This window comes from Sphingobacterium sp. UBA5639, assembly GCF_002421245.1.
Taxonomy (GTDB): domain Bacteria; phylum Bacteroidota; class Bacteroidia; order Sphingobacteriales; family Sphingobacteriaceae; genus Sphingobacterium; species Sphingobacterium multivorum.
Window position 1 is genome coordinate 33,614 of record NZ_DIJR01000006.1, and the last position, 19,759, is coordinate 53,372.

Genomic DNA, 19,759 nt, shown 5'->3' on the forward strand with positions numbered 1-19,759 from the left:
ATGAAATTTTAATAACACAATTAGTTTTTGTACTTTTGACGACTCAATAATGAGATAACCGTTTAAAGTTCAATTCAAAGAATGGCTAAGGCATCAGAGGTAAAATCAGGAAATATCTTAAGATTTAATGGAGAATTAGTATCCGTAGAAGAATATATACACCGTACACCAGGCAATTTACGTGCGTTTTATCAAGCGAGAATGCGTAATGTTAAAACTGGTAAGTTAGTTGAATACCGTTTTAGAGTTGACGAATCTGTAGAAATTGCACGTGTAGAAACTAGCGATTATCAGTATTTGTATGAGGATGGAGATTTCTTCGTGGTAATGGATAACAATACATACGAGCAATTCAATATTCCTAAATTTTTGTTCGGTGATTCAGCTCGTTTCTTGAAAGAGGGAATGACTGTAATTATTGCTTTTGAAAGTGATGAGCCTATCATGGCAGAAGCTCCAAAAAGTGTTGAGTTAGAAATTACATATACTGAACCGGCTGTAAAAGGAGATACTTCTACAAATGCGTTGAAAAAAGCAACTGTAGAGACTGGTGTTGAAATTATGGTACCGTTGTTCATTAATCAAGGTGAGAAAGTAAGAGTCGATACGCAAACAGGTAATTATATCGAGCGCGTAAAATAATAGAAAGATTTTAGGTTTAGGTTGATTATTCGGTCTTGTTAGCGCTCGCTACAAGGCCGTTTTTTTTATGACTAGACTGCGTTTAACACCTGGTTTTTCTATTCTGAACGAGAATTTCTATTTGCTTTTGAAGCTTAAATAAAAATTGAATTGGAAGGAATGCTATTTTTGATTGATCTTGGCATAAGTGATGGAATTTAATGGGGATTTTGGTAAGAAAGGGAAATAAATTTTAGGAATAACTATTCTACAAATGAAATCGAAACAAGAATTACGACTTGAATATAAAACTAAGCGATGTCAATTGTCTTTAGAGAGAGAAACTGCGCTCAATGAACGATTACTTTCGCAATTTACAAAGCTTGATCTCTCAAGGGTCGAATTTTTGCATATTTTCCTTCCCATAGGGAAATACCACGAACCCAATACATATTTAATAATAAATTATATTCAAGAGTTTTTTCCGCAGATAAAGATCGTTGTTTCGCGATCTAATTTTGATGATTACTCGATGCAACATTTCATATTGGATGAACATACACGATTTGAGACGAACAACTGGGGTATTCCAGAGCCAAGCTCTGGCATTAAGGTAGCTTCATCGCTTATTGATATGATTATAGTGCCGTTGTTAATTTTTGATCTTTTCGGCTATAGAGTAGGTTATGGAAAAGGGTTTTACGACCGTTTTTTCTCGTCTTGTAAAGTTGGTGTACAGCGTGTCGGACTATCTTTTTTTAATCCAATTGATGTTATTGCAGATAAAAATGAATATGATGTCCAATTAACGAAAGCTATTACACCAGATCATATTTATCATTTTTTTGATGACAAGTAATACTATTGGTCAGAAGAAGAATCGCACCGCTTTTTGTGAATAGTCACAAGGCTTTTTAAAAAGCGGCTTCTTTGTTTAATTAGCGAACAATAGTAGCGTATTATTTAATGTACTATTCTTATTTTTAATAAAAGAATGTAAGGTCTAATTACGATCTAAATCTTAACTGTGTTTGTAGTTGGTTGATTTTGTCTCATGATGATTTAATTAAAATTATTTTTTATTTTTATTGCGAAATTCAATGCCTGAGCCGATATGTTTCGATGTCTTCTATTTTTTCTTTTTCTAACAATCATCCCTTGTCGTGTTGTCTATGGGATGGATTTAATGGATTCCAATTCCTCGATAGAAGAGAAGAGCTTTTACGAAACAATTATAAAAGAATCAGCGCAATATCAATCCTCTAGTCTGTCGTTAAGCAAATATCTTGCGCCATATTTTAGCCAAGCGGTACGAAAAAATGATAAGGCACTTTTGGCAATCTATTATTGTTTACTGGCAGATCAGTCGTTTAATGACGAGGGTGCAAGAAATAACTTTAGTGATAAATACTATTTAAAAGCGCTGGACCTTGAAGAAGGCTATAGCTATCAAAACGTACGCGTTTGGGTAAAGGTAATGTATGGCTTTTACCTATATCGAAGTCTGAAAGCCTCTGAGGCATTACCTTTTATCTTGGAAGGAGAGAAAGGGCTCGAAGATATACCGAAAGAACTTGTTTTAGACCTAACACAAACTTACAAGAAGCTTGGCTATTTTTTTGGAACTTTAGGTGATTACACTTCTGGAATTAAATATCTGGATTTAGGGCAACGACAAGAACAAATTTCACCGAAATTGAAAGCTGAAATCTTGGACAATTTAGGTTTACTGACATTGAAAAGTGGTGGTGATACCTTGCAGGCAATGAAAATTTTTGAATTGGCTCAAACTTTAGCACTTTCAGAAAATGACTCATTACGCTACGCGAAGATCTTAGGTAATCAGGCGGCTGTGTTTGAAGGTATGAAGGATTACCATAAGGCTTTATCGCTCCTAGATAAAGATCTTGAGATTTCCAGATCTCTTGGGAATGACCGAAATACAATTTTCGCCTTAGTGATGCGTATTCGATTAAATATAGCGAATAAGGAAACGAAGGATGTTCGTCATATGATTGCGGAAGCTGAATCTCTTTTATTGGGCTCGGATGATAAGAAGACAATACTTGAACTTGAGATTCACAAGTTGAATTTGGCGATGCAAAGTAACGATATAGGTCGTGAGCTGAATGCACGAAGAAGAATAGAACGTCTCCAAGACTCATTACGTTTTTTAGATGGTGATCCAGTATTGTCCCAATTGAAGTTTATGGCCGACAAGCAAAAGTACGCCGATAAATTATCGCTGGCACAAGCTGTTATTAAGAAAAAGCAAGCTGAGAGGCGATTATGGCTAATATTAAGTTTATTGGTATTGGTATTATTCTTTTTTATTTATAATGCTATTCGATCCCGTGCTAGAAAACGGATACGTGACTATGAATATCAGCTTCTTAATTTAAAGTATACAAAAGCAGAATTAGACAGGGAACTGGTGAGTTCTAAAAGCCAAGTTGAAGAATACGTCGCTTATCTTAAGCGGAATAATGAACAGATAAATGTACTTTCTGCGATGCTTGAAGAAAAAGGGAATGTTGTTGAAAAAGATCGCGAGGAGCTAAAAATATTGTTGCAGTCACATCTCATCACTGAAGAGAAATGGCAGGAATTTAAATTATTGATTGTAAAAGAATTTCCCAATTTACTCCAGGATATACAATCTAGATTTCCCGATATAACGGAATCTAATCTGAGGGTAATTGTGCTTATGAAACTGGGGCTAAATAATAAGGAAGTAGCCAACGTATTGGGGGTTACTCCAGACGCGATAAAAAAATCTATGCAGCGCTTGAAAAAGAAGCTCGGAGATCAGGCCGGGATGCTCATGGAATATATTTCCGACAAGGAGTTTGTTTAATGTCGACCTTCAGTTGGCAGAAGGACCCTTTGGGAGCCAAGTTATGACCGTCTACGTTTTTAAGACGGTCATATAAAGTTAAGCTGGGTATAATGCTTTGCTGTAGCAGCAGAGGCTACTGTTTAATCCAATGGATTTTCCTTCAGATTTTTTTCCCATGCCCAGGCAGAAGCCATCATTTCATCAATACCAAGTGCTGCTTTCCAATGCAACTGATTGGCCGATTTAGTGACGTCCCCGTAAACTTTGATGATATCTCCGTCACGACGTGGACCAAATTCGTAATTTAATTTTTGTCCTGAAGTTTTCTCAAAAGCCTTGATCGCTTCAAGGACAGAATATCCATTTCCTGTTCCCACATTAAAGACATCGTATTTTCCGTTCGGGTTGCCTTTTTCCAATAATCTGATTGCTGCAACGTGAGCTTTTGCTAAATCAACAACGTGGATATAGTCGCGGATACAAGATCCGTCCGGTGTGTCGTAATCAGAGCCAAATACCGTCAATTTTTCTCTTTTTCCAATGGCTGTTTGTGTGATAAAAGGAAGCAGGTTCTGAGGAACACCGTTTGGTAATTCACCGATCAGTGCCGACTCATGTGCACCTACAGGGTTGAAATAACGGAGCGCAATAATATTGTAGTTGTCATATGCAGCAGCAGTTTCCTGTAGAATTTCTTCAGCAATTTGTTTTGTATTTCCATAAGGAGAGGTTGCCTTTTTCACGGGAGCACTCTCGTCTACAGGTAAGTAGTCTGGCTCACCATATACGGTACAGCTTGAAGAAAAGACAAAATTAATAGGCTTATTTTGATATGCCTCTAATAAGTTAATTAACGAGAAGAAATTGTTGTGGTAATATTTCAAAGGCTTCTGTACAGATTCACCTACAGCTTTAGAGGCCGCAAAATGGATAATTCCTGAGATATCGGTATTGTTTTTTACAAATTCATTCACGCGTTCTGTGTCACAAAGGTCAAATTGGTGAAATTCAGGTCTAACGCCGATGATCTTTTCAACCTGATCCAAAATTTTGATGTTTGAATTGGACAGATCATCCACGATGACAGGTACATATCCTGCTTGATGTAGTTCGACCACTGTGTGCGAACCGATATAACCTGTTCCTCCTGTGACTAGTATTTTTTTGTTCATTATTGTTGATTATAGTAAGTAAAGTCTTTATGTGATAAGGTATCCAAAGGGATCTTTTTGTAAAATGCTATGGTTTTTTTCAATCCTGTTTTTCGGTCTATTTGAGGTTCCCAGGCTAATTTTGATTTGGCCAAGCCAATATCGGGTTTCCGTTGTTTGGGATCATCAACCGGTAATGGTTCGTAGACGATTTTACTCGAGCTGTCTGTCAATTCGACAATTTCATGGGCCAATTGTAGCAAGCTGATTTCGTCTGGATTACCAATATTTATAGGTGTAGCACATGCCGAATGCAACAAGCGAAAGATGCCTTCGACCTGGTCGTCAATATAACAGAATGATCGTGTTTGTGAACCATCGCCAAAAATCGTGATGTCTTCGCCACGTATCGCTTGTGCGATAAAGGTGGGAATAGCTCTGCCGTCATTGAGACGCATTCTGGAACCAAAGGTGTTAAATATCCTGACAATACGGGTATCCAGACCATGTGCATTGTGATAGGCCATCGTTATTGCCTCTTGGAAGCGCTTCGCTTCATCGTATACACCACGAGGTCCCACGGGATTTACATTGCCCCAGTAGTCCTCGGATTGTGGTGAAACCAGTGGATCGCCATATACCTCAGAGGTGGAGGCTACCAAAATGCGTGCTTGTTTAGCACGCGCTAGGCCCAAGAGATTATGTGTGCCCAAAGATCCTACCTTCAATGTTTGTATGGGAATTTTAAGGTAATCAACGGGACTGGCTGGCGAAGCGAAATGCAGGATATAATCCAAGTGCCCGGGAACGTGCACAAATTTTGAGACATCGTGATGATAGAAGTCAAAATTTTCCAACTTAAATAGATGTGCTATATTCTGTAGATCTCCGGTAATCAGGTTGTCCATTCCAATTACATCGTAATCTTCCGCAATAAAGCGATCGCAAAGGTGAGAACCGAGGAAGCCAGCTGCTCCTGTTATCAAAATCCGTTTGCGATGTTTATTTTCCACTCAATGGTTCCGTTTAATGAAATGGGTTTAATATCTTTGACTAAGATAAACATTATTTTAAAAACATGCGTTTGCTTTATTCAATTGGAATCTTTCTTTATGGACTCTTACTGCGTATTTTGGCTCCTTTTCATGCCAAAGCCAAGCTCATGGTAGAGGGACGAAAAGACTGGTATTCGAGGATGAAACAAACGGTTGATTCTTCCCAAAAACATATTTGGTTTCACTTTGCTTCATTGGGGGAATTTGAGCAAGGAAGACCTGTCCTGGAAGCAGTGAAAAATAATTATTTGGATCATAAAATAATTGTAACATTTTATTCTCCCTCTGGCTATGAAATCAGAAAAAACACTGCTTTGGCCGATTATGTTTTTTATCTCCCCTACGATACTGCTCAGCACGCACGGCTTTTTCTCGACTTGATCAATCCAAGTTTCGCTGTGTTTACGAAATATGAATATTGGTATTATTTTTTTGAAGGCCTGCATAGACGGGGCATTCCCTTGTTTTTGATCTCAGCAATATTTAGACCCGATCAGATTTTCTTTCAGGCCTATGGTACTTTTTTTCTGAAAATTTTAAGTTATGTGACTTACTTCTTTGTGCAAAATGAAGAAAGTGTACGTCTTTTGAAAGAATTTGGGATACGGAATGCCGGGTTAGCCGGAGATACACGTTTTGATCGTGTGGTAGACATTCCTAAAAGCAGAAAAATGATTCCTGAGATCAGCCAATTTATTGGGGAAGATCCGGCCCTGGTTGCAGGAAGTACCTGGCCCGAGGATGAGCTGGCTCTACAGGAATTGCTTTTGGATTATTCAGACTATAAGCTGATCTTGGCTCCGCATGAAATCAATGAATCACATCTGGCGAGCATTTTTAACCTTTGGCCGAAGGCACTCCGCTTTTCGGACATGACTATCTACGATGCCGCAATAATAGCCGATTCAAAGGTACTGGTTATCGATAACATTGGTATGCTTTCGTCTTTGTACGGGTATGGCCAACTGGCCTATATTGGTGGTGGTTTTGGTGTAGGGATACATAACACACTCGAAGCCGCAACTTATGGCATACCGGTTCTATTTGGTCCAAATTTTAAGAAGTTTCAGGAGGCGAAAGATCTTGTGCAAAATGGATCGGGTTTCGCCATTGCCAGTGCTAAAGAATTAAAGAAAGTTTTTGCTGTTTTAGAAGATCAGACTGTCCGTCAAGAGGCCGGAAAATTGGCCCGTGAATATGTTCTGCAGAAAGCAGGAGCAACACCGATCATTATGAAATACCTCAAAAGCAATCCTGTAAAAATATAAACGGTAATTGCACAACGAACTACCGCTTATATTTTTAAAGTTTGATGCTAATAATATGTATACCTTCTTACGCCAGTAATATGACGAGATAAGCGCATTACCTGATGAGAATATCCGTATTCATTGTCGTACCAGACATATAGGATGACATTCCTACCATCTGACGAGACTATCGTCGCTGGAGCATCTATGATCGCAGCAGCAGTGGAGCCGATGATATCTGAAGAAACGAGTTCACTGTCTTTAGAAAATTTAATCTGTTCGACAAGGTCACCCTGTAGTGATGCCTCTTTTAAAAGTGCATTGATTTCTTCGACGGTAGTTTTAGATTTAATTTCGAGATTTAAAATTGCCAATGATCCATTTGGCACGGGAACGCGAATTGCATTGGAGGTCAGTTTGCCCTTCAATGAAGGCAATACTTTTGAAACGGCAGTCCCCGCTCCAGTTTCTGTGATCACCATATTGAGCGCTGCGGCACGCCCTCTTCTGGACTTCTTGTGCATATTGTCGACAAGGTTCTGATCGTTGGTATAGGAATGTATGGTTTCGATATGCCCTTTTTCAATACCTATTCTATTTTCAAGGACCGCCAAAATAGGAGAGATTGCGTTGGTCGTACAGGAAGCGGCGGAAAATATCGCATGCTGTTCCACGTCAATATCATTTTCGTTGACAGCATATACGATATTTGGAACACCTTTTCCGGGTGCTGTCAATAAAACTTGGGCGGCACCTCTGGATTTCAGGTGGCGACTCAGTTCTTGCTCATCTCGAAAAGCACCCGTATTGTCGACGACTAAAGCATGCTGTATTCCATAATAAGTATAATCAATATCCTCTGGCTGTTTGGCAGAGATAAGGTGGACAGTGATGCCATTGATAATAAGAGCCTGATTTGGAATGTCGACCTGTACGTCGCCTTCGAACGCACCATGTATGGAATCTGTTTTTAATAGTGTCGCTCTTTTCAATATGGACTTGCTATCATTGGCGTCCCGTGTTACAATGGCACGAAGGCGAAGCTGCTGTCCAGCACCGGCTTTATGCATAAGCTCTCGGGCGAGTAAACGGCCGATACGGCCAAATCCATAAAGCACAACATCGCGTGGTTTTAATTCCGCTTGTTGATTGATATCTTTTAATTCATTTGTAATAAAACTAGGTAGATCGTTGTTTTCAATAGTCTGTTTCTTGACCTGTAAGGTAAGTTTTCCGATATCGATACGCGCAGGTGATAGGGTTAGTTTTTCCAATACCTGTGCCACGTGGAGGGTGTCAAAAATATTGAATGGCTCGTCGGTAAGGAGGACGCTTTCCTTGATCAGGTTGAGAATTGAACTCGATTTTACATCAATGAGTTGATTTCTAAAAAATACAAGTTCAATAGCGTGGTTATACCACAGGTTACTGACAATTTGAATTAAGCTTACGGCAGCGTTTTGTTGCTCTCTGTAACTTTTGATCTCTAAATCAAAAGATGGCTTGTGTGACATCATAATTTTATAATAGATTATGTTGCAAACATAGTACAAACCGCCTAAAAAATAGATTTATATTTTTATTTTCGTAATTTTTTAAATGTAAATACTTGTAATATTATTATTTTAATAAAATATTAGCGATTTATTTGTTAATCCTCTATTATAAATAATTCGGACATGATATGATCAGCCATTAATTTACCCGGATCTGTCAAGCGTAATTTGTTTTCTTCCAAAACGAGATTTTTCTCTCCTAGAAATGGTTCAGCATCCTTTAGGACTCGGTTTTTGACAGATTGCCCGAATTTGCTTTCCAGCGCAATCAAATCCAGTCCCCACATGGTTCTCAGCGAAGTCATGATACTTTCGTTGATCTGGTCCAGCGTAGAAAGCTCCTCAATTTCCAGGGGAAGTTGGTTTGAATTGATTGAGGTCATATATTTCGCGTTGTTGGAAACATTCCAGGATCTGGAAGTTCCATTGAACGAATGCGCTGAAGGGCCTATACCAAGATAATGTTTACCTTTCCAATAATTTGTGTTGTGACGTGCATAAAGGCCATTTTTTGCAAAATTGGAAATTTCATATTGTTCATATCCCGCGGCTTTCAATGTATGGATAAGAAGACTCATCTGATCCGCTGCCTGATCTGAATCTATAGCTGGACTTAAGCCTTTTTTAATAAAGTGATCCAATGCTGTCTTATTTTCTACGGTCATGGAATACGAAGAAATATGGGGAATTTCAAAGTCAATCAGCTGTTGCATATTGTGGCGCCATTTCTCATCAGTCAACAGTGGGTAGCCATAAATAAGATCACAGGTAATATTTTCAAAGCCCGCATCTTGCACCCGCATGATAGAAGCCAGTGCTTCCTGCTGATTATGTGCTCTGTTCATCCATTTAAGATCCTCTTCAAAGAAAGACTGTATGCCTATGCTGAATCGATTGATTGCTGTATTCCGCAGACTGTTTACTTTGGCCGCATTTAGATCGTCGGGGTTTGCTTCCAGCGTAATTTCAGCCTGATTTACGATGTCAAAATGCATTGCTATCGTATCGATGATCCGTGCGATCTCTTCAGCTTCCAATAAGGATGGCGTGCCACCACCAAAATAGATCGATTCGACCTTTTTGTCTTCCAAATAGGCTGCTCTGAGCTCGATTTCCCGTCGTATGGCATTGATCATCTCACTTTTGTATTGTAGTGAAGTGCTAAAATGGAAGTCACAGTAATGACAAGCCTGTTTACAAAAGGGGATATGGACATAAATCATGGGGACAAATATACCAAGACCTGACCAACTTCGCTTCTTATTCGTATTATTTCTTCTTTCTCGACGATGTATCCAGAAATATTCGTCGGACTCTTCTGTCTGCACACGAAGTGATTTAAAAAGAAAGTGCAATAGGATGGAAGAATCATCTAAAAGAAGATTGACAACAAGCTAGTTATTCTTTATCTTGTCGTCAATATTTGTTAGTAGAAAGCACCAATATAGCACCTAATGTCAGATGAAGGAGGAGTGAATTCAAAGGTTTCCTTCTAGAAATAAAAAAGCTATCGGTACCAGCCGCGTTTAAATTATTTCATGGGAGCCTATCAAATAGATTAAAGAACGAATTATTTTCTTCTAATAAATGTAAAACGTATGAAAACCTCTCGTCGAGACTTTCTAAAAAATGTAGCCGGTGTTTCTGGCTTCTTCCTATTTTCAAACCATGGATATGCTTTGGGGGACAGTCTTGAAGACTCCTTTATAGATAAGTTATTACCGGCGCCAAAAGGAGGAGGATTTGCGATGAAAGATTATTGGATTTGGGATCCATCGGTCATAAAAGGAGAAGATGGACGATATCATATGTTTGCTTCGCGTTGGAGCAAACAATATGGCTTTGGTAATTGGGTGACAAATTCCGAAGTCGTCAGGGCTATTTCAGATACCGCTGAAGGGCCATACGAATTTGTTGAAGTTGTACTGCCTGCTCGGGGGAAGCAATATTTTGATGGCTGTACGACACACAATCCTCGAATTGTAAAAAATGGTGACTATTATGTGCTTTATTACTTTGGCAATAACTATGACAAACCAAATCCCTCTTTTACAGAAAATGTATGGGAGTCGGGCTTAGGCCAGAAAGCCTGGATGCATAAACGTATTGGGATGGCCTATTCCAAGTCAATTGCAGGGCCATGGAAGAGAGTTGATCAACCGATTCTGAATCCCCGTAAAGGGGAATGGGATGCCTCCATTACATCAAATCCTTCGCCAGTTGTCTTACCGAACGGAAAGGTTTATTTAGTTTATAAATCTTCCCCAGTAAATTATAATCCACCACTTTTATTGGGAGCCGCGCAAGCGGATTCTTTCCTCGGACCTTATCGCCGTTTATCGGACAAGCCTATTTTTTCATTTCATACAGACCAAAACCATGAAAACGATGTAGAAGATCCATTTGTCTGGTATAACGGTCAGCAGTTTGAACTTATTATGAAGGACCGTTACGGAAAGATCTGCGGTGAAGAGGGTGGCGGGATACATGCTTATTCCAAAGATGGCATAGATTGGCATCTTTCGAAGTCTGTAAAAGCTTATTCTAAAACAATTCAATGGGATGATGGCACGACGAGTCATCAGGCCAATTTTGAACGACCGTTTTTACTATTTGAAAATGGGAAGCCTACTCATTTGTTTGCGGCAACCGGGGATGGTTCAGAGCCCTATCAATTTGAACGTACATGGAATATGGTTATTCCTCTTAAGAGTATATAAGCCACGGAATTAAAAAACGGCTTCCAAACCGCGTCATATATATTGGGTTTGGAAGCTGTCTTGATTTTCCCATCTGTTCGGATAATGGGAAGTATATTTAGTTACTTACTAAAACTGTTGTTTGCCGATTCTACATCCGCTAATCGCAATGAAGGATCAATTGTTACCGTTTTTGGTGTTTTCGATACATGGATAGTATAGTCGGGTTTGGTCCAGAACCAATCCTCAAGCACGGTTCTTTTAACACCTTTGTAAATGTCAAAATGCTCTTCCGGTTTTTCTCCAAGCATTTCACGCAAAGGGATATAAAATAATTCTTTGCTTCCATCGGTGTATTCTACCAGAACATCCAGTGGCATGGCAAAATTGGACTTATTGGCCAATAGGATTTCTGTATCTGTTACTTTTTCAATGGCGTAATCGATTTGACGTGTTGTATTGATAAACAGATTGAAATACCATTTTAAGTTGATACCGGAAACATCTTCAGCAACGCGTTTGAAATCATTTGGTGTCGGATGTTTAAACTTCCAGATGTCATAGAATTTCAAGAAGGTTTTTTCTAAATTTTCCTGACCAATAATATAACCCAACTGTTCTGCAAGCACGGCACCTTTGTTGTACGCTTCGTTGCTGTAGCCATAGTTGGTGTTATAATAATCTGCCAGTAAACTCATCGGTTCTTCTTTCCCTGAAAGGGCCAATTTATAATATCCACGGTAGGCTGCAATTTGCGGGTTAGATGCTATGGCACCTCTTTTTTCAAAGATATGCTGCATAGCCAACTCCTCGACATAGGATGTGAAGCCTTCATCAAACCATTCATCGACGGTTTCGTTGATTCCAAACAATTGTTGGTACCAAGAGTGTGCCGATTCATGGAATATTACACCGACAAGGCTTTTTAGATTGCGGCCACCTGTGATAAGCGTAGCTGTACCATATTCCATTCCGCCATCTCCACCTTGAATGATGGTATAAGTTGGCCATGGATATTTACCAAACTTCGTACTACAGAAATCAAAGAATTCGGTAGAAAGGCCTATTGCTGTCTTCCAATTCGAGATCACTTCTTTGTCTGTTGGCAAGAACACGGTATACACTCTTATGCCATTTTTACTTGAAGCGGAATCAACGACAAACTTGGGGTCTGCAGCCCATACAAAATCGTGGATATTTTGGGCCTTATAGTGCCAGGTTGCTTTATTGTCGACGGCTTTTACTTTCGCTTTCTGTTGATAACCTTTGACATCTGATGGATTTTGAAGAACACCTGAGGCACCAACGACATAATTTTTATTGAGGTGTATGGTAACGTCAAAGTTGCCAAAAGGGGCAATAAATTCACGGCCCGTATATTCATCCAAATGCCAGCCGAATTCATCGAATTGAGCCATCTTCGGATACCATTGCGCCATAGATAGTGCTACACCTTCGGCTGAATTTCGGCCAGTTCTTCTGATTTGTTCCGGAACTTGTGCAGTCCATTCCATATCAAAACGTGCTGTTTCCCCATCTTGGATTGCAACTGGTAAAGTTACCTCCAAAATAGTTCCATCAATTTTAAATGTTGTGTTGGTACCATTGACTGTTAGGGTTTTAATTTTCTGATAACCAGTTTGATTGGCTTTCAGTTCTCCAATACGGCTTTGATATACCGGTTTTTCTTTTGTACCCAAGTTAGTGACCATTCGCTTGTCGGGGTCACTTATGTTTTTTAATCGATAGTCCATCATCGATCCTGGTTGAAACGCATTGAAATATAAATGGAAATATACCTTTTTTAGTGATTGCCCTGAATTATTGCTGTACTTCAAGGTCATTTTTCCATCGTACTGATATGCTTTTTCATCCACGTTGACATCCATGTTGTAGTCAACTTTCTGTTGCCAGAATCCTTTTCTTTGGGCCTTCGCTACTGCCCCCCAAATATTTAATACACATGCAAGTGTAAAAAAGGATATTATTTTGATTTTCATGCCCCAAACTTACAAAATTGTCTCAATAAATGGCACTTAAACGAATGTAACGAAGTTAATGTCATCAAATCTTGACGAAAATTGACTGGTCTTTGGAGAATTGGCTTGGTTTTGGTTAGGGGATTTATCTGTTAAGTTAAAAATCAATTTTACTGTTTTTATGGAAAATCTATATTATAAGCCCTCGGGAAAGGCTCCTGCTTTGGCATTTATTGGATCTCTTGTGCTAGGTACGGTGGGTGCCGTTGTCCTGGCAATTGTTTACATCGCTTTGCAGTGGTTTATTCCTATTATTTATTTTAATGTATTTATTACATTGGGATTTGGTGCTGGAATATTCTATGTTCTCAACTTCTGTTTCAAACAATGGAAATTAAGAAATAAGGGCATTGCAATATTGATTACTTTGCTGATTGCAATTTTAGGCTTTTATGCTCAATGGGCTCTTTTTGTGTCGCTGATGTACAATGCGGAGGGGACAATGGGCGGAGATACCTGGGTAAAATCGTCTTTTAATCTGGAGGGATTCAAGGCATTTTTCTTACACCCTTCATTTATTTGGGAAGCGATGCAGGGTTTAAATGAAGTCGGCACTTTTACCTTGAAAAAGAGTCCGGTTTCGGGCGGTATGTTGTGGGCCGTGTGGGCGATTGAAATGGGTATTATTTTGATTACCCCAATTATTATGGCATTCAGGGGTATTACTATTTATCCTTTTTCTGAAAAAGACGAAGCATGGATGAATAAGCGGATATTGCCGGGAAGGTTAAAATTCGTGGCGGATAAAGATGCTGTAGTAAGCTCCTTGGGTAATCATGATTTTGCCTATGTGTATGACCATCTTTCGGATGAAGAAGAGCATTTCTCTTTTGCCACTGCCGAATTATATGAATCTGAAACGGACGACCATCAGTACCTGACCATCTATAATCACCAATTTACGGAAAAGAAAGGCAAGATGGAAGAGAAGAAGGACGAGGTTATCGAATTCTTGCGGATCAATAGAAATAGTCTATAAACGAAATATACTGACGAGTTGAATTGCTCTTTATTATATGCAATGGCAGCTCAAATTCGATCGTATAGCTTGGTTTTTTACAAAGAGATCCCAGGAATATTTCCCCTGGGATCTCTTTGTATATGTTATTGTACCAATGTTCCACCCTTTAATTTCCATTCATTGATGGAAGGACTATAAATTTTGACGTCCTTAATACCATTTTTCGCCAATATGGATGCCGCTATGGTTGCTCGGTCTCCGGACTGACAATGCAGGTATAGCTGTTTATTTCGGTCAATTTGGTTAAGATTGTCTGCAATTGTACCAACAAAGATATGAGTCGCATGCGGTAGATGGCCCTCTGAAAACTCACTGGCATTGCGCACATCAAGTATTTGGATATCGGATTTGCCCAATACACTATTCATCTCTTCGAAACCGATGAGTTGCTGATGTTCCAATGCGATCCCCAAAAGAGGAACCGTATCAGGCGTAACATATCCAGCGACATGATCCAATCCAATGCGCATAAGCTTGCGGGCAATGTCGTCCAATTGGCTTTCCTCTACAATGAGTATAAAAGGATCCGTGTAATTAAGGATCCAGCCAGCCCAGGTATTAAACGTTTTGTTATGCTGAATATTGATGCTATTTGGGAGATATCCTTTGGCAAACTCAAACTTATGGCGTGTATCAATGACAGTTGTTCCTTTGTGGTATAAATCCAGAAAAGTTTCGTTCGTTAACTTGTTGTACTGAGGAACTGCTGTTTGCAACGGCCGTGCTATTTTGTTGAGTTTTTTCATCATGGCAAAATAGCGTGGCGGTTCGGGCTGTCCTGATAATAGCTCTTCCACGAAGGCTGTTTTGTTGTTTTGGTATTGAAGCGCCCAGTTTCGTATTTTTTCATAACCAACTGTTGAACTCGGAACGGCGCCTAGCGCCTTTCCACAAGCGGATCCGGCCCCATGTGCGGGCCATACTTGAATATGATCAGGTAGAGCCAAGAAATGTTGCAACGATCGGTACATTTGGTGGGCTCCAATTTCCTTGGTTCCGATCATTCCCGCTGCATTCTCTAACAGATCTGGGCGTCCGATATCTCCAACAAATACAAAATCACCTGTAAATATCATGACTGGCTCCATGGTTGCAGGCGTATCAATCAATATAAAACTGATACTCTCGGGCGTATGTCCGGGGGTATGGATAACTTGGAAAATCAGATTTCCAACTTGAAATTGATCTCCATGTTTTAATCCAATATGTGGAAATTCATATTGCCAATCTTCTCCACCTTCATCGGATAGATAAGGTTGGGCGCCTGTCAATGCGGCTAATTCTAGCGTACCTGAAAGGTAGTCGGCGTGTATATGCGTTTCCGCAATATGGGTTATGGTCAGATTATTCTTTTGTGCAATCTCAAGATAGCTGTCTACATCTCTTTTAGGGTCAATGACTAGCGCTACACCCTTGGCTTGACAACCAATGATATAACTCGAATGTGCTAAAGATGACTCAAAAATGTGTTGAAAAAACATAACGTGTGATTTTAATGATTTACAAATTGAATGAATTCGAAAGCGAAGATTAGGATGCCAATACTAATTAAAAAGTACCCAAAAATACCTTTCAATTTTGCTGCATCTAATTTGTCTTTCCATTTGGAACCAATTTGGAGGCCTATTAAAGTGATTAACGTAAAGGTAACCAATATAAACCAATTCATATGTTCCAGGAACTGATAATTCGCGATCAAACCGAATGAGGCGTTTAAACCGATGATAAACAATGAAGTGGCAATGGCCTGCTTAAGTGGAATTCCTAAGAGTAATACGAGGGCCGGTACAATGATAAAGCCTCCTCCTGCACCCACCAGGCCGGTCATGATACCGACAAGCAATCCGACGAGGACAACGTTGAAAATCTGGCCAATTCCACCCCTGAATCGATCGTGCTGAACCTGTTTACGTCTTCGTACCATTGCTGTCGCAGAAATCAAAATCACAATCGAGAAAAGCAGCATGATGATATGGTTTCTGGAGATTGCTATTTCGCCCAGGTGGAATGACTCTGGTATGGCTACAAGGAGATAACGCTTGGTCAAATAGACCGAAATTAGCGATGGAAAGAGAAAAATGGCCGTAGTTTTCAGGTCAATTTCTCTTTTTTTCAACGGAGAAATTGATCCGACCAAGGCTAATATTCCTATAGAAAACAACGAATAGTCCAATGCATATTGAGGTTCTATATGAAAAATATAAACAAATATTGGCAATGTTAGAATACTTCCGCCGCTCCCCATCAAACCCATTGACAGGCCGACCAGAACAGCTAATATAAAACCAGCTATAAATATTAATTCCATTTTCTCTTTCTAAAATTTTAACTAGTGGTACAGGCGTCAGATTGCGCGTATCGGTATAAAGTAGTTTGTTAAAACTAATGCGGCAACTTATTGCGCAAGACACCATAAAGCCAAGTACCCAACAAAGCGAAAAGCAAGACGATCCCTATAGTCCAATAACCAGCACCGATTAGGGCAAACATTGGTCCCGGACAAGCGCCTGTCAATGCCCAGCCTAAGCCAAAGATTGTTCCCCCGAGCAGGTATCGTGTAATACTTTTGTCTTTATCATGGAATGCTATTTGCATCCCGTTACTATCTTTGATTTGCTTTCTCTTGATGATTTGTACGATTATAATTGCTGTGGTCAGTGCTGTACCGATAATCCCATACATATGAAAGGAACGAAATTGAAACATTTCGTAGATTCTATACCATGATGCGGCTTCTGATTTGTATAAGATGATTCCAAACAATATACCGATGGAAATAAATTTTAGTGCTTTCATTTATGCGAAAATTAGCGGGAATAAAAAATGAACCATGATGATCCCTCCTAGGAAGAAACCTATAACGGCGATCAAAGAAGGAAGCTGAAAATTGCTAAGTCCAGAAATAGCATGGCCGGATGAACATCCACCAGCATAGCGGGTTCCAAACCCAATCAATACACCGCCAATACTTAAAAGTAGAAACTGAAACAAAGATCCATCGAAAATGAAAATGGATTCAGGAAGGTAGCCTTGTAGATGGTCGATAATACCCAGCTCTTTTAAGTCGGCAACACTTTTGGAATTAATCTGGCTTGCAGTGCCATCGCTCAGAAAATTATGTGCAATAAAACCGCCAATGGCTGTCCCGAGTACCACCAATAAATTCCATGACTGGGTCTTCCAATCGAATCTGAAAAAAGAGGAAGTTTTTCCGGCTCCTAATACAGTACACATGGTACGCAGATTATTGGACATGCCAAAATCCTTTCCCTGTTTGAGCAGCAGGTACATGACCAGTGCAATTAAAGGTCCTGAAATATACCAGGGCCATGGTTGTTTAATGTATTCCAATAGCATAACATTGTTCTTAAGTGATGTTACAAAGGTACATACTGCCTTTGCAAAAGCCTGTAACAAATGTTACCGAAGGAAGAAAGAATTTATAGGTCGTAATATTCGATGTCAGCGCCCTTTAGGGCTTCCGTTAGCAGGGGAAGATCATCTTCCTTTTGAAATAATTTGTTGCGCCAGGTACGGAAGGCTGGCCCTTTGTTTTGGTTGATAATGATCAGGTTGCCACCGGAACGTTTGAGATTCCTGATATGAGAAATATTATTCAAAGGGAAAACGATTGTTTTTTTAGCGTTGCTTATCTGAAGTGTATTTTCATCCAAGACCCAAGTCGACGACAAAGTCGAAGACTTTATGGCCAGATACAGTGCTAAAGGAATCATTAAAAGAGCAATAATAATCTTGAGAATTTCCTGTATGGGAACTTTAGACATTCCCATTCCGATCAAAAAGATTGAAATTAGCAAGATTAACATGTATTTTCCACGATGCAATGTCGACAAGTGGAATGTCTGTGGATTACTCTTCATATTTCTTGATAAAATTCCCTTTTGCGTCAATATAATAAAAATTCTCTAGATCCTCCGTTACAAGCGCTAGCCCGTTTTCAAAAGCTTGGGCATTTTGTAATTTAAATGGAACAACGACTTTCCCTGTGTAATCAATGTACCCATATTTATTGTCATTAAATGCCAGTAGAAGTCTTTCACCCGCAAAAGATAGAAACTCATAATCCGTTTTAAGTTGATTATGCCCCGTTTTATTAATAAGCTGGTAGGATTGGTTGACTAGAATTAACGCGAGATTATCGCGATAATCCGAAATGGTTTCATATTTGGCAGGAAGTAAAACAGCGCCTTTTTGGTCCATGATACCCGTATGATCTCCTTCCGTAAAAAGTGCATATTCTGGGCTAGGAACTGAAATAAAGTCATATTTGGCCTGCAGCAATATTTTACCGTTTGTATCCAACAGCCCATACTTAAGATCTCTCATGTAAACCACTGGACCGCCTTCGGTTTCTAAACTGAGCGATTCATATTGACATGGAATAACTTCTCTGCCTTGTATGTCTATTAAGCCAAACATTTGAGCTGCATCAGTTACGATAGCATAATCTCCTACATAGCTATATATTGCCGTATACTTTGCTGGTGTTAATTTGTTCCCTAAGCTGTCCTGTACACCAAAATATGCTGTATTGGAATCTTGATACCAAGATAGATGGTCGTTTAGCGTGGAATCTACAGCTTCCTCAATAGGTTCACCTTCTTCATAATCCGCAGGAATTTCAAAGAGTGATTTGTCGAATGTTATTTCTTCTACCTTGGTCGCTTGGATTCCGAGCCCGGCCGATCCGATATAGAGCGCTGCCCCGGGCACTTTTTCGAGATAATCGTAAGTGCCCCAGTATAACTTTGGCAATTTTGGTGCATACCAAACGGTAATTTCCGTTTGTGGATCTTGGCTACCTGTTAGATTGAATGTTGCTTTTTCGCAGGTGATTCCTGCAATTATCTTCTTTTGATCGGGAACTAAGCTGATCTCAAAATCTCCCGAATAGGCATAATTATCACCCTCGTTTACGGCAGTCTCAATGAGTTTGCCGGTGGCCAACTCTGTTGCAGTATAGGTTTTATTTATTTCATCCAGTAGAAAAGAACTGCCCTCGTGGATATTGCTGATCTGTATCGATTTTCCGAATAATAAACTTTCAATTCGCATCTGGTCTTTGGTGATGAAGGCCTGCATTAATGCTTCATTATTTCCAGCCAATATTTTGATGAATTCTGAAGATGCGGTATCTGTTCCCGTTTCAGGATCAGCAAATTGATATGAAATTTTATATAGCTTTTGCTGAGCGTGTCCTTGTCCGATAAGGAGAAAAAACGCCAACTGTAAACAAAGGATAAATTGTTTCATTGTGTGATTTTAAGCTACAAAAATATTGAAATTCGATTGATTTTTGAAATAATCTTTCGTTGTCTGTGGAAATTCTTTCAAAAATAGATATTATTGTATTTGATTGTTTAAAACCGATTTTTGGTCTGTACTTACGATTCAGTGCTAGCGTCTTATATTTTGAGTAAGGATCTTACGTTGTGGACTATTTTTATACCGAGTGAAATAAATGGTTTAAGGGCGGCGGTTAAGATAGCGGTCTTGGAGTTCTATGT

Annotated in this window: 17 protein-coding genes; 6 read left to right on the forward strand and 11 right to left on the reverse strand. The window is 39.4% G+C overall.

Translation table 11 applies throughout. From position 1 onward, the window contains the following. The first annotated feature begins 81 nt into the window (after positions 1-81). From efp to B4Z90_RS05875, 3 genes are all read left to right on the forward strand, one after another. Positions 82-642, forward strand: coding sequence for an elongation factor P (gene efp / locus B4Z90_RS05865; RefSeq protein ID WP_046674772.1), 561 nt, complete (start codon positions 82-84; stop codon positions 640-642). Between the two features lie 253 nt (positions 643-895). Further along, the gene (locus B4Z90_RS05870; RefSeq protein ID WP_286801576.1) at positions 896-1,480 is read left to right on the forward strand and encodes a 5-formyltetrahydrofolate cyclo-ligase; all 585 of its coding nucleotides are present in this window, start codon (positions 896-898) and stop codon (positions 1,478-1,480) included. A gap of 327 nt (positions 1,481-1,807) precedes the next feature. After that, positions 1,808-3,478: a helix-turn-helix transcriptional regulator gene (locus B4Z90_RS05875; protein ID WP_286801577.1), complete on the forward strand. Its 1,671-nt coding sequence runs from the start codon at positions 1,808-1,810 to the stop codon at positions 3,476-3,478. Positions 3,479-3,600: 122 nt separating this feature from the next. Here B4Z90_RS05875 and galE read toward each other — a convergent pair whose 3' ends face one another. Then, a complete protein-coding gene (gene galE / locus B4Z90_RS05880; RefSeq protein WP_286801578.1) occupies positions 3,601-4,632 on the reverse strand; it encodes a UDP-glucose 4-epimerase GalE in 1,032 nt (343 codons plus the stop codon). Further along, a complete protein-coding gene (locus B4Z90_RS05885) occupies positions 4,632-5,624 on the reverse strand; it encodes a UDP-glucuronic acid decarboxylase family protein (protein ID WP_088160001.1) in 993 nt (330 codons plus the stop codon). Before B4Z90_RS05885 ends, galE begins: the two co-directional genes overlap by 1 nt. Before the next feature lie 65 nt (positions 5,625-5,689). Here B4Z90_RS05885 and B4Z90_RS05890 point away from each other — a divergent pair, with 65 nt between their 5' ends. Then, positions 5,690-6,934 (forward strand): 3-deoxy-D-manno-octulosonic acid transferase, encoded by a 1,245-nt coding sequence (locus tag B4Z90_RS05890; protein ID WP_286801579.1) that lies wholly within the window; start codon positions 5,690-5,692, stop codon positions 6,932-6,934. A gap of 47 nt (positions 6,935-6,981) precedes the next feature. On the opposite strand, the gene B4Z90_RS05895 is transcribed toward B4Z90_RS05890, so the two are convergent. Together B4Z90_RS05895 and hemW are read right to left on the reverse strand one after the other, a co-directional pair. Beyond that, positions 6,982-8,433, reverse strand: a complete 1,452-nt coding sequence (locus B4Z90_RS05895) for a glyceraldehyde-3-phosphate dehydrogenase (protein WP_286732274.1) — start codon at positions 8,431-8,433, stop codon at positions 6,982-6,984. Positions 8,434-8,567: 134 nt separating this feature from the next. Continuing rightward, the gene (hemW, locus tag B4Z90_RS05900) at positions 8,568-9,800 is read right to left on the reverse strand and encodes a radical SAM family heme chaperone HemW (protein ID WP_244294329.1); all 1,233 of its coding nucleotides are present in this window, start codon (positions 9,798-9,800) and stop codon (positions 8,568-8,570) included. A gap of 270 nt (positions 9,801-10,070) precedes the next feature. Here hemW and B4Z90_RS05905 point away from each other — a divergent pair, with 270 nt between their 5' ends. Continuing rightward, the gene (locus tag B4Z90_RS05905; protein WP_286801580.1) at positions 10,071-11,192 is read left to right on the forward strand and encodes a glycoside hydrolase family protein; all 1,122 of its coding nucleotides are present in this window, start codon (positions 10,071-10,073) and stop codon (positions 11,190-11,192) included. Positions 11,193-11,293: 101 nt separating this feature from the next. On the opposite strand, the gene B4Z90_RS05910 is transcribed toward B4Z90_RS05905, so the two are convergent. Continuing rightward, the gene (locus B4Z90_RS05910; protein ID WP_286801581.1) at positions 11,294-13,171 is read right to left on the reverse strand and encodes a M1 family metallopeptidase; all 1,878 of its coding nucleotides are present in this window, start codon (positions 13,169-13,171) and stop codon (positions 11,294-11,296) included. Between the two features lie 160 nt (positions 13,172-13,331). On the opposite strand from B4Z90_RS05910, the gene B4Z90_RS05915 reads away from it, so the two are divergent. Further along, a complete protein-coding gene (locus B4Z90_RS05915) occupies positions 13,332-14,189 on the forward strand; it encodes a hypothetical protein (protein ID WP_286732277.1) in 858 nt (285 codons plus the stop codon). A 125-nt stretch (positions 14,190-14,314) separates the two neighbouring features. Here the strand turns inward: B4Z90_RS05915 and B4Z90_RS05920 are convergent, their stop codons facing one another. The 6 genes from B4Z90_RS05920 to B4Z90_RS05945 form a co-directional block, all read right to left on the reverse strand. Next, entirely contained in the window at positions 14,315-15,712 is a 1,398-nt protein-coding gene (locus B4Z90_RS05920) for an MBL fold metallo-hydrolase (protein ID WP_286801582.1), read from the reverse strand. Between the two features lie 11 nt (positions 15,713-15,723). Next, positions 15,724-16,539 carry a sulfite exporter TauE/SafE family protein gene (locus B4Z90_RS05925; RefSeq protein WP_088160008.1) on the reverse strand — a complete coding sequence of 272 codons (816 nt, stop codon included), beginning with the start codon at positions 16,537-16,539 and terminating at the stop codon, positions 15,724-15,726. Positions 16,540-16,613: 74 nt separating this feature from the next. Then, positions 16,614-17,027, reverse strand: coding sequence for a DUF6691 family protein (locus B4Z90_RS05930; protein WP_088160009.1), 414 nt, complete (start codon positions 17,025-17,027; stop codon positions 16,614-16,616). Continuing rightward, positions 17,028-17,588 carry a YeeE/YedE family protein gene (locus B4Z90_RS05935; RefSeq protein WP_198386026.1) on the reverse strand — a complete coding sequence of 187 codons (561 nt, stop codon included), beginning with the start codon at positions 17,586-17,588 and terminating at the stop codon, positions 17,028-17,030. It lies immediately after the preceding gene. 83 nt (positions 17,589-17,671) lie between these two features. Continuing rightward, positions 17,672-18,112 carry a hypothetical protein gene (locus tag B4Z90_RS05940; protein WP_286801586.1) on the reverse strand — a complete coding sequence of 147 codons (441 nt, stop codon included), beginning with the start codon at positions 18,110-18,112 and terminating at the stop codon, positions 17,672-17,674. Next, a complete protein-coding gene (locus tag B4Z90_RS05945; RefSeq protein WP_286801588.1) occupies positions 18,102-19,505 on the reverse strand; it encodes a WG repeat-containing protein in 1,404 nt (467 codons plus the stop codon). Before B4Z90_RS05945 ends, B4Z90_RS05940 begins: the two co-directional genes overlap by 11 nt. Positions 19,506-19,759: the final 254 nt, after the last annotated feature.

Excerpts from the sequence above, each read along its gene's own strand:
- efp (WP_046674772.1), top strand. The coding sequence starts at position 82 with ATGGCTAAGGCATCAGAGGTAAAATCAGGAAATATCTTAAGATTTAAT.
- B4Z90_RS05870 (WP_286801576.1), top strand. The coding sequence starts at position 896 with ATGAAATCGAAACAAGAATTACGACTTGAATATAAAACTAAGCGATGT.
- B4Z90_RS05875 (WP_286801577.1), top strand. The coding sequence starts at position 1,808 with ATGGATTCCAATTCCTCGATAGAAGAGAAGAGCTTTTACGAAACAATT.
- galE (WP_286801578.1), bottom strand. The coding sequence starts at position 4,632 with ATGAACAAAAAAATACTAGTCACAGGAGGAACAGGTTATATCGGTTCG.
- B4Z90_RS05890 (WP_286801579.1), top strand. The coding sequence starts at position 5,690 with ATGCGTTTGCTTTATTCAATTGGAATCTTTCTTTATGGACTCTTACTG.
- B4Z90_RS05895 (WP_286732274.1), bottom strand. The coding sequence starts at position 8,433 with ATGATGTCACACAAGCCATCTTTTGATTTAGAGATCAAAAGTTACAGA.
- B4Z90_RS05905 (WP_286801580.1), top strand. The coding sequence starts at position 10,071 with ATGAAAACCTCTCGTCGAGACTTTCTAAAAAATGTAGCCGGTGTTTCT.
- B4Z90_RS05910 (WP_286801581.1), bottom strand. The coding sequence starts at position 13,171 with ATGAAAATCAAAATAATATCCTTTTTTACACTTGCATGTGTATTAAAT.
- B4Z90_RS05915 (WP_286732277.1), top strand. The coding sequence starts at position 13,332 with ATGGAAAATCTATATTATAAGCCCTCGGGAAAGGCTCCTGCTTTGGCA.
- B4Z90_RS05920 (WP_286801582.1), bottom strand. The coding sequence starts at position 15,712 with ATGTTTTTTCAACACATTTTTGAGTCATCTTTAGCACATTCGAGTTAT.
- B4Z90_RS05925 (WP_088160008.1), bottom strand. The coding sequence starts at position 16,539 with ATGGAATTAATATTTATAGCTGGTTTTATATTAGCTGTTCTGGTCGGC.
- B4Z90_RS05930 (WP_088160009.1), bottom strand. The coding sequence starts at position 17,027 with ATGAAAGCACTAAAATTTATTTCCATCGGTATATTGTTTGGAATCATC.
- B4Z90_RS05935 (WP_198386026.1), bottom strand. The coding sequence starts at position 17,588 with ATGCTATTGGAATACATTAAACAACCATGGCCCTGGTATATTTCAGGA.
- B4Z90_RS05940 (WP_286801586.1), bottom strand. The coding sequence starts at position 18,112 with ATGAAGAGTAATCCACAGACATTCCACTTGTCGACATTGCATCGTGGA.
- B4Z90_RS05945 (WP_286801588.1), bottom strand. The coding sequence starts at position 19,505 with ATGAAACAATTTATCCTTTGTTTACAGTTGGCGTTTTTTCTCCTTATC.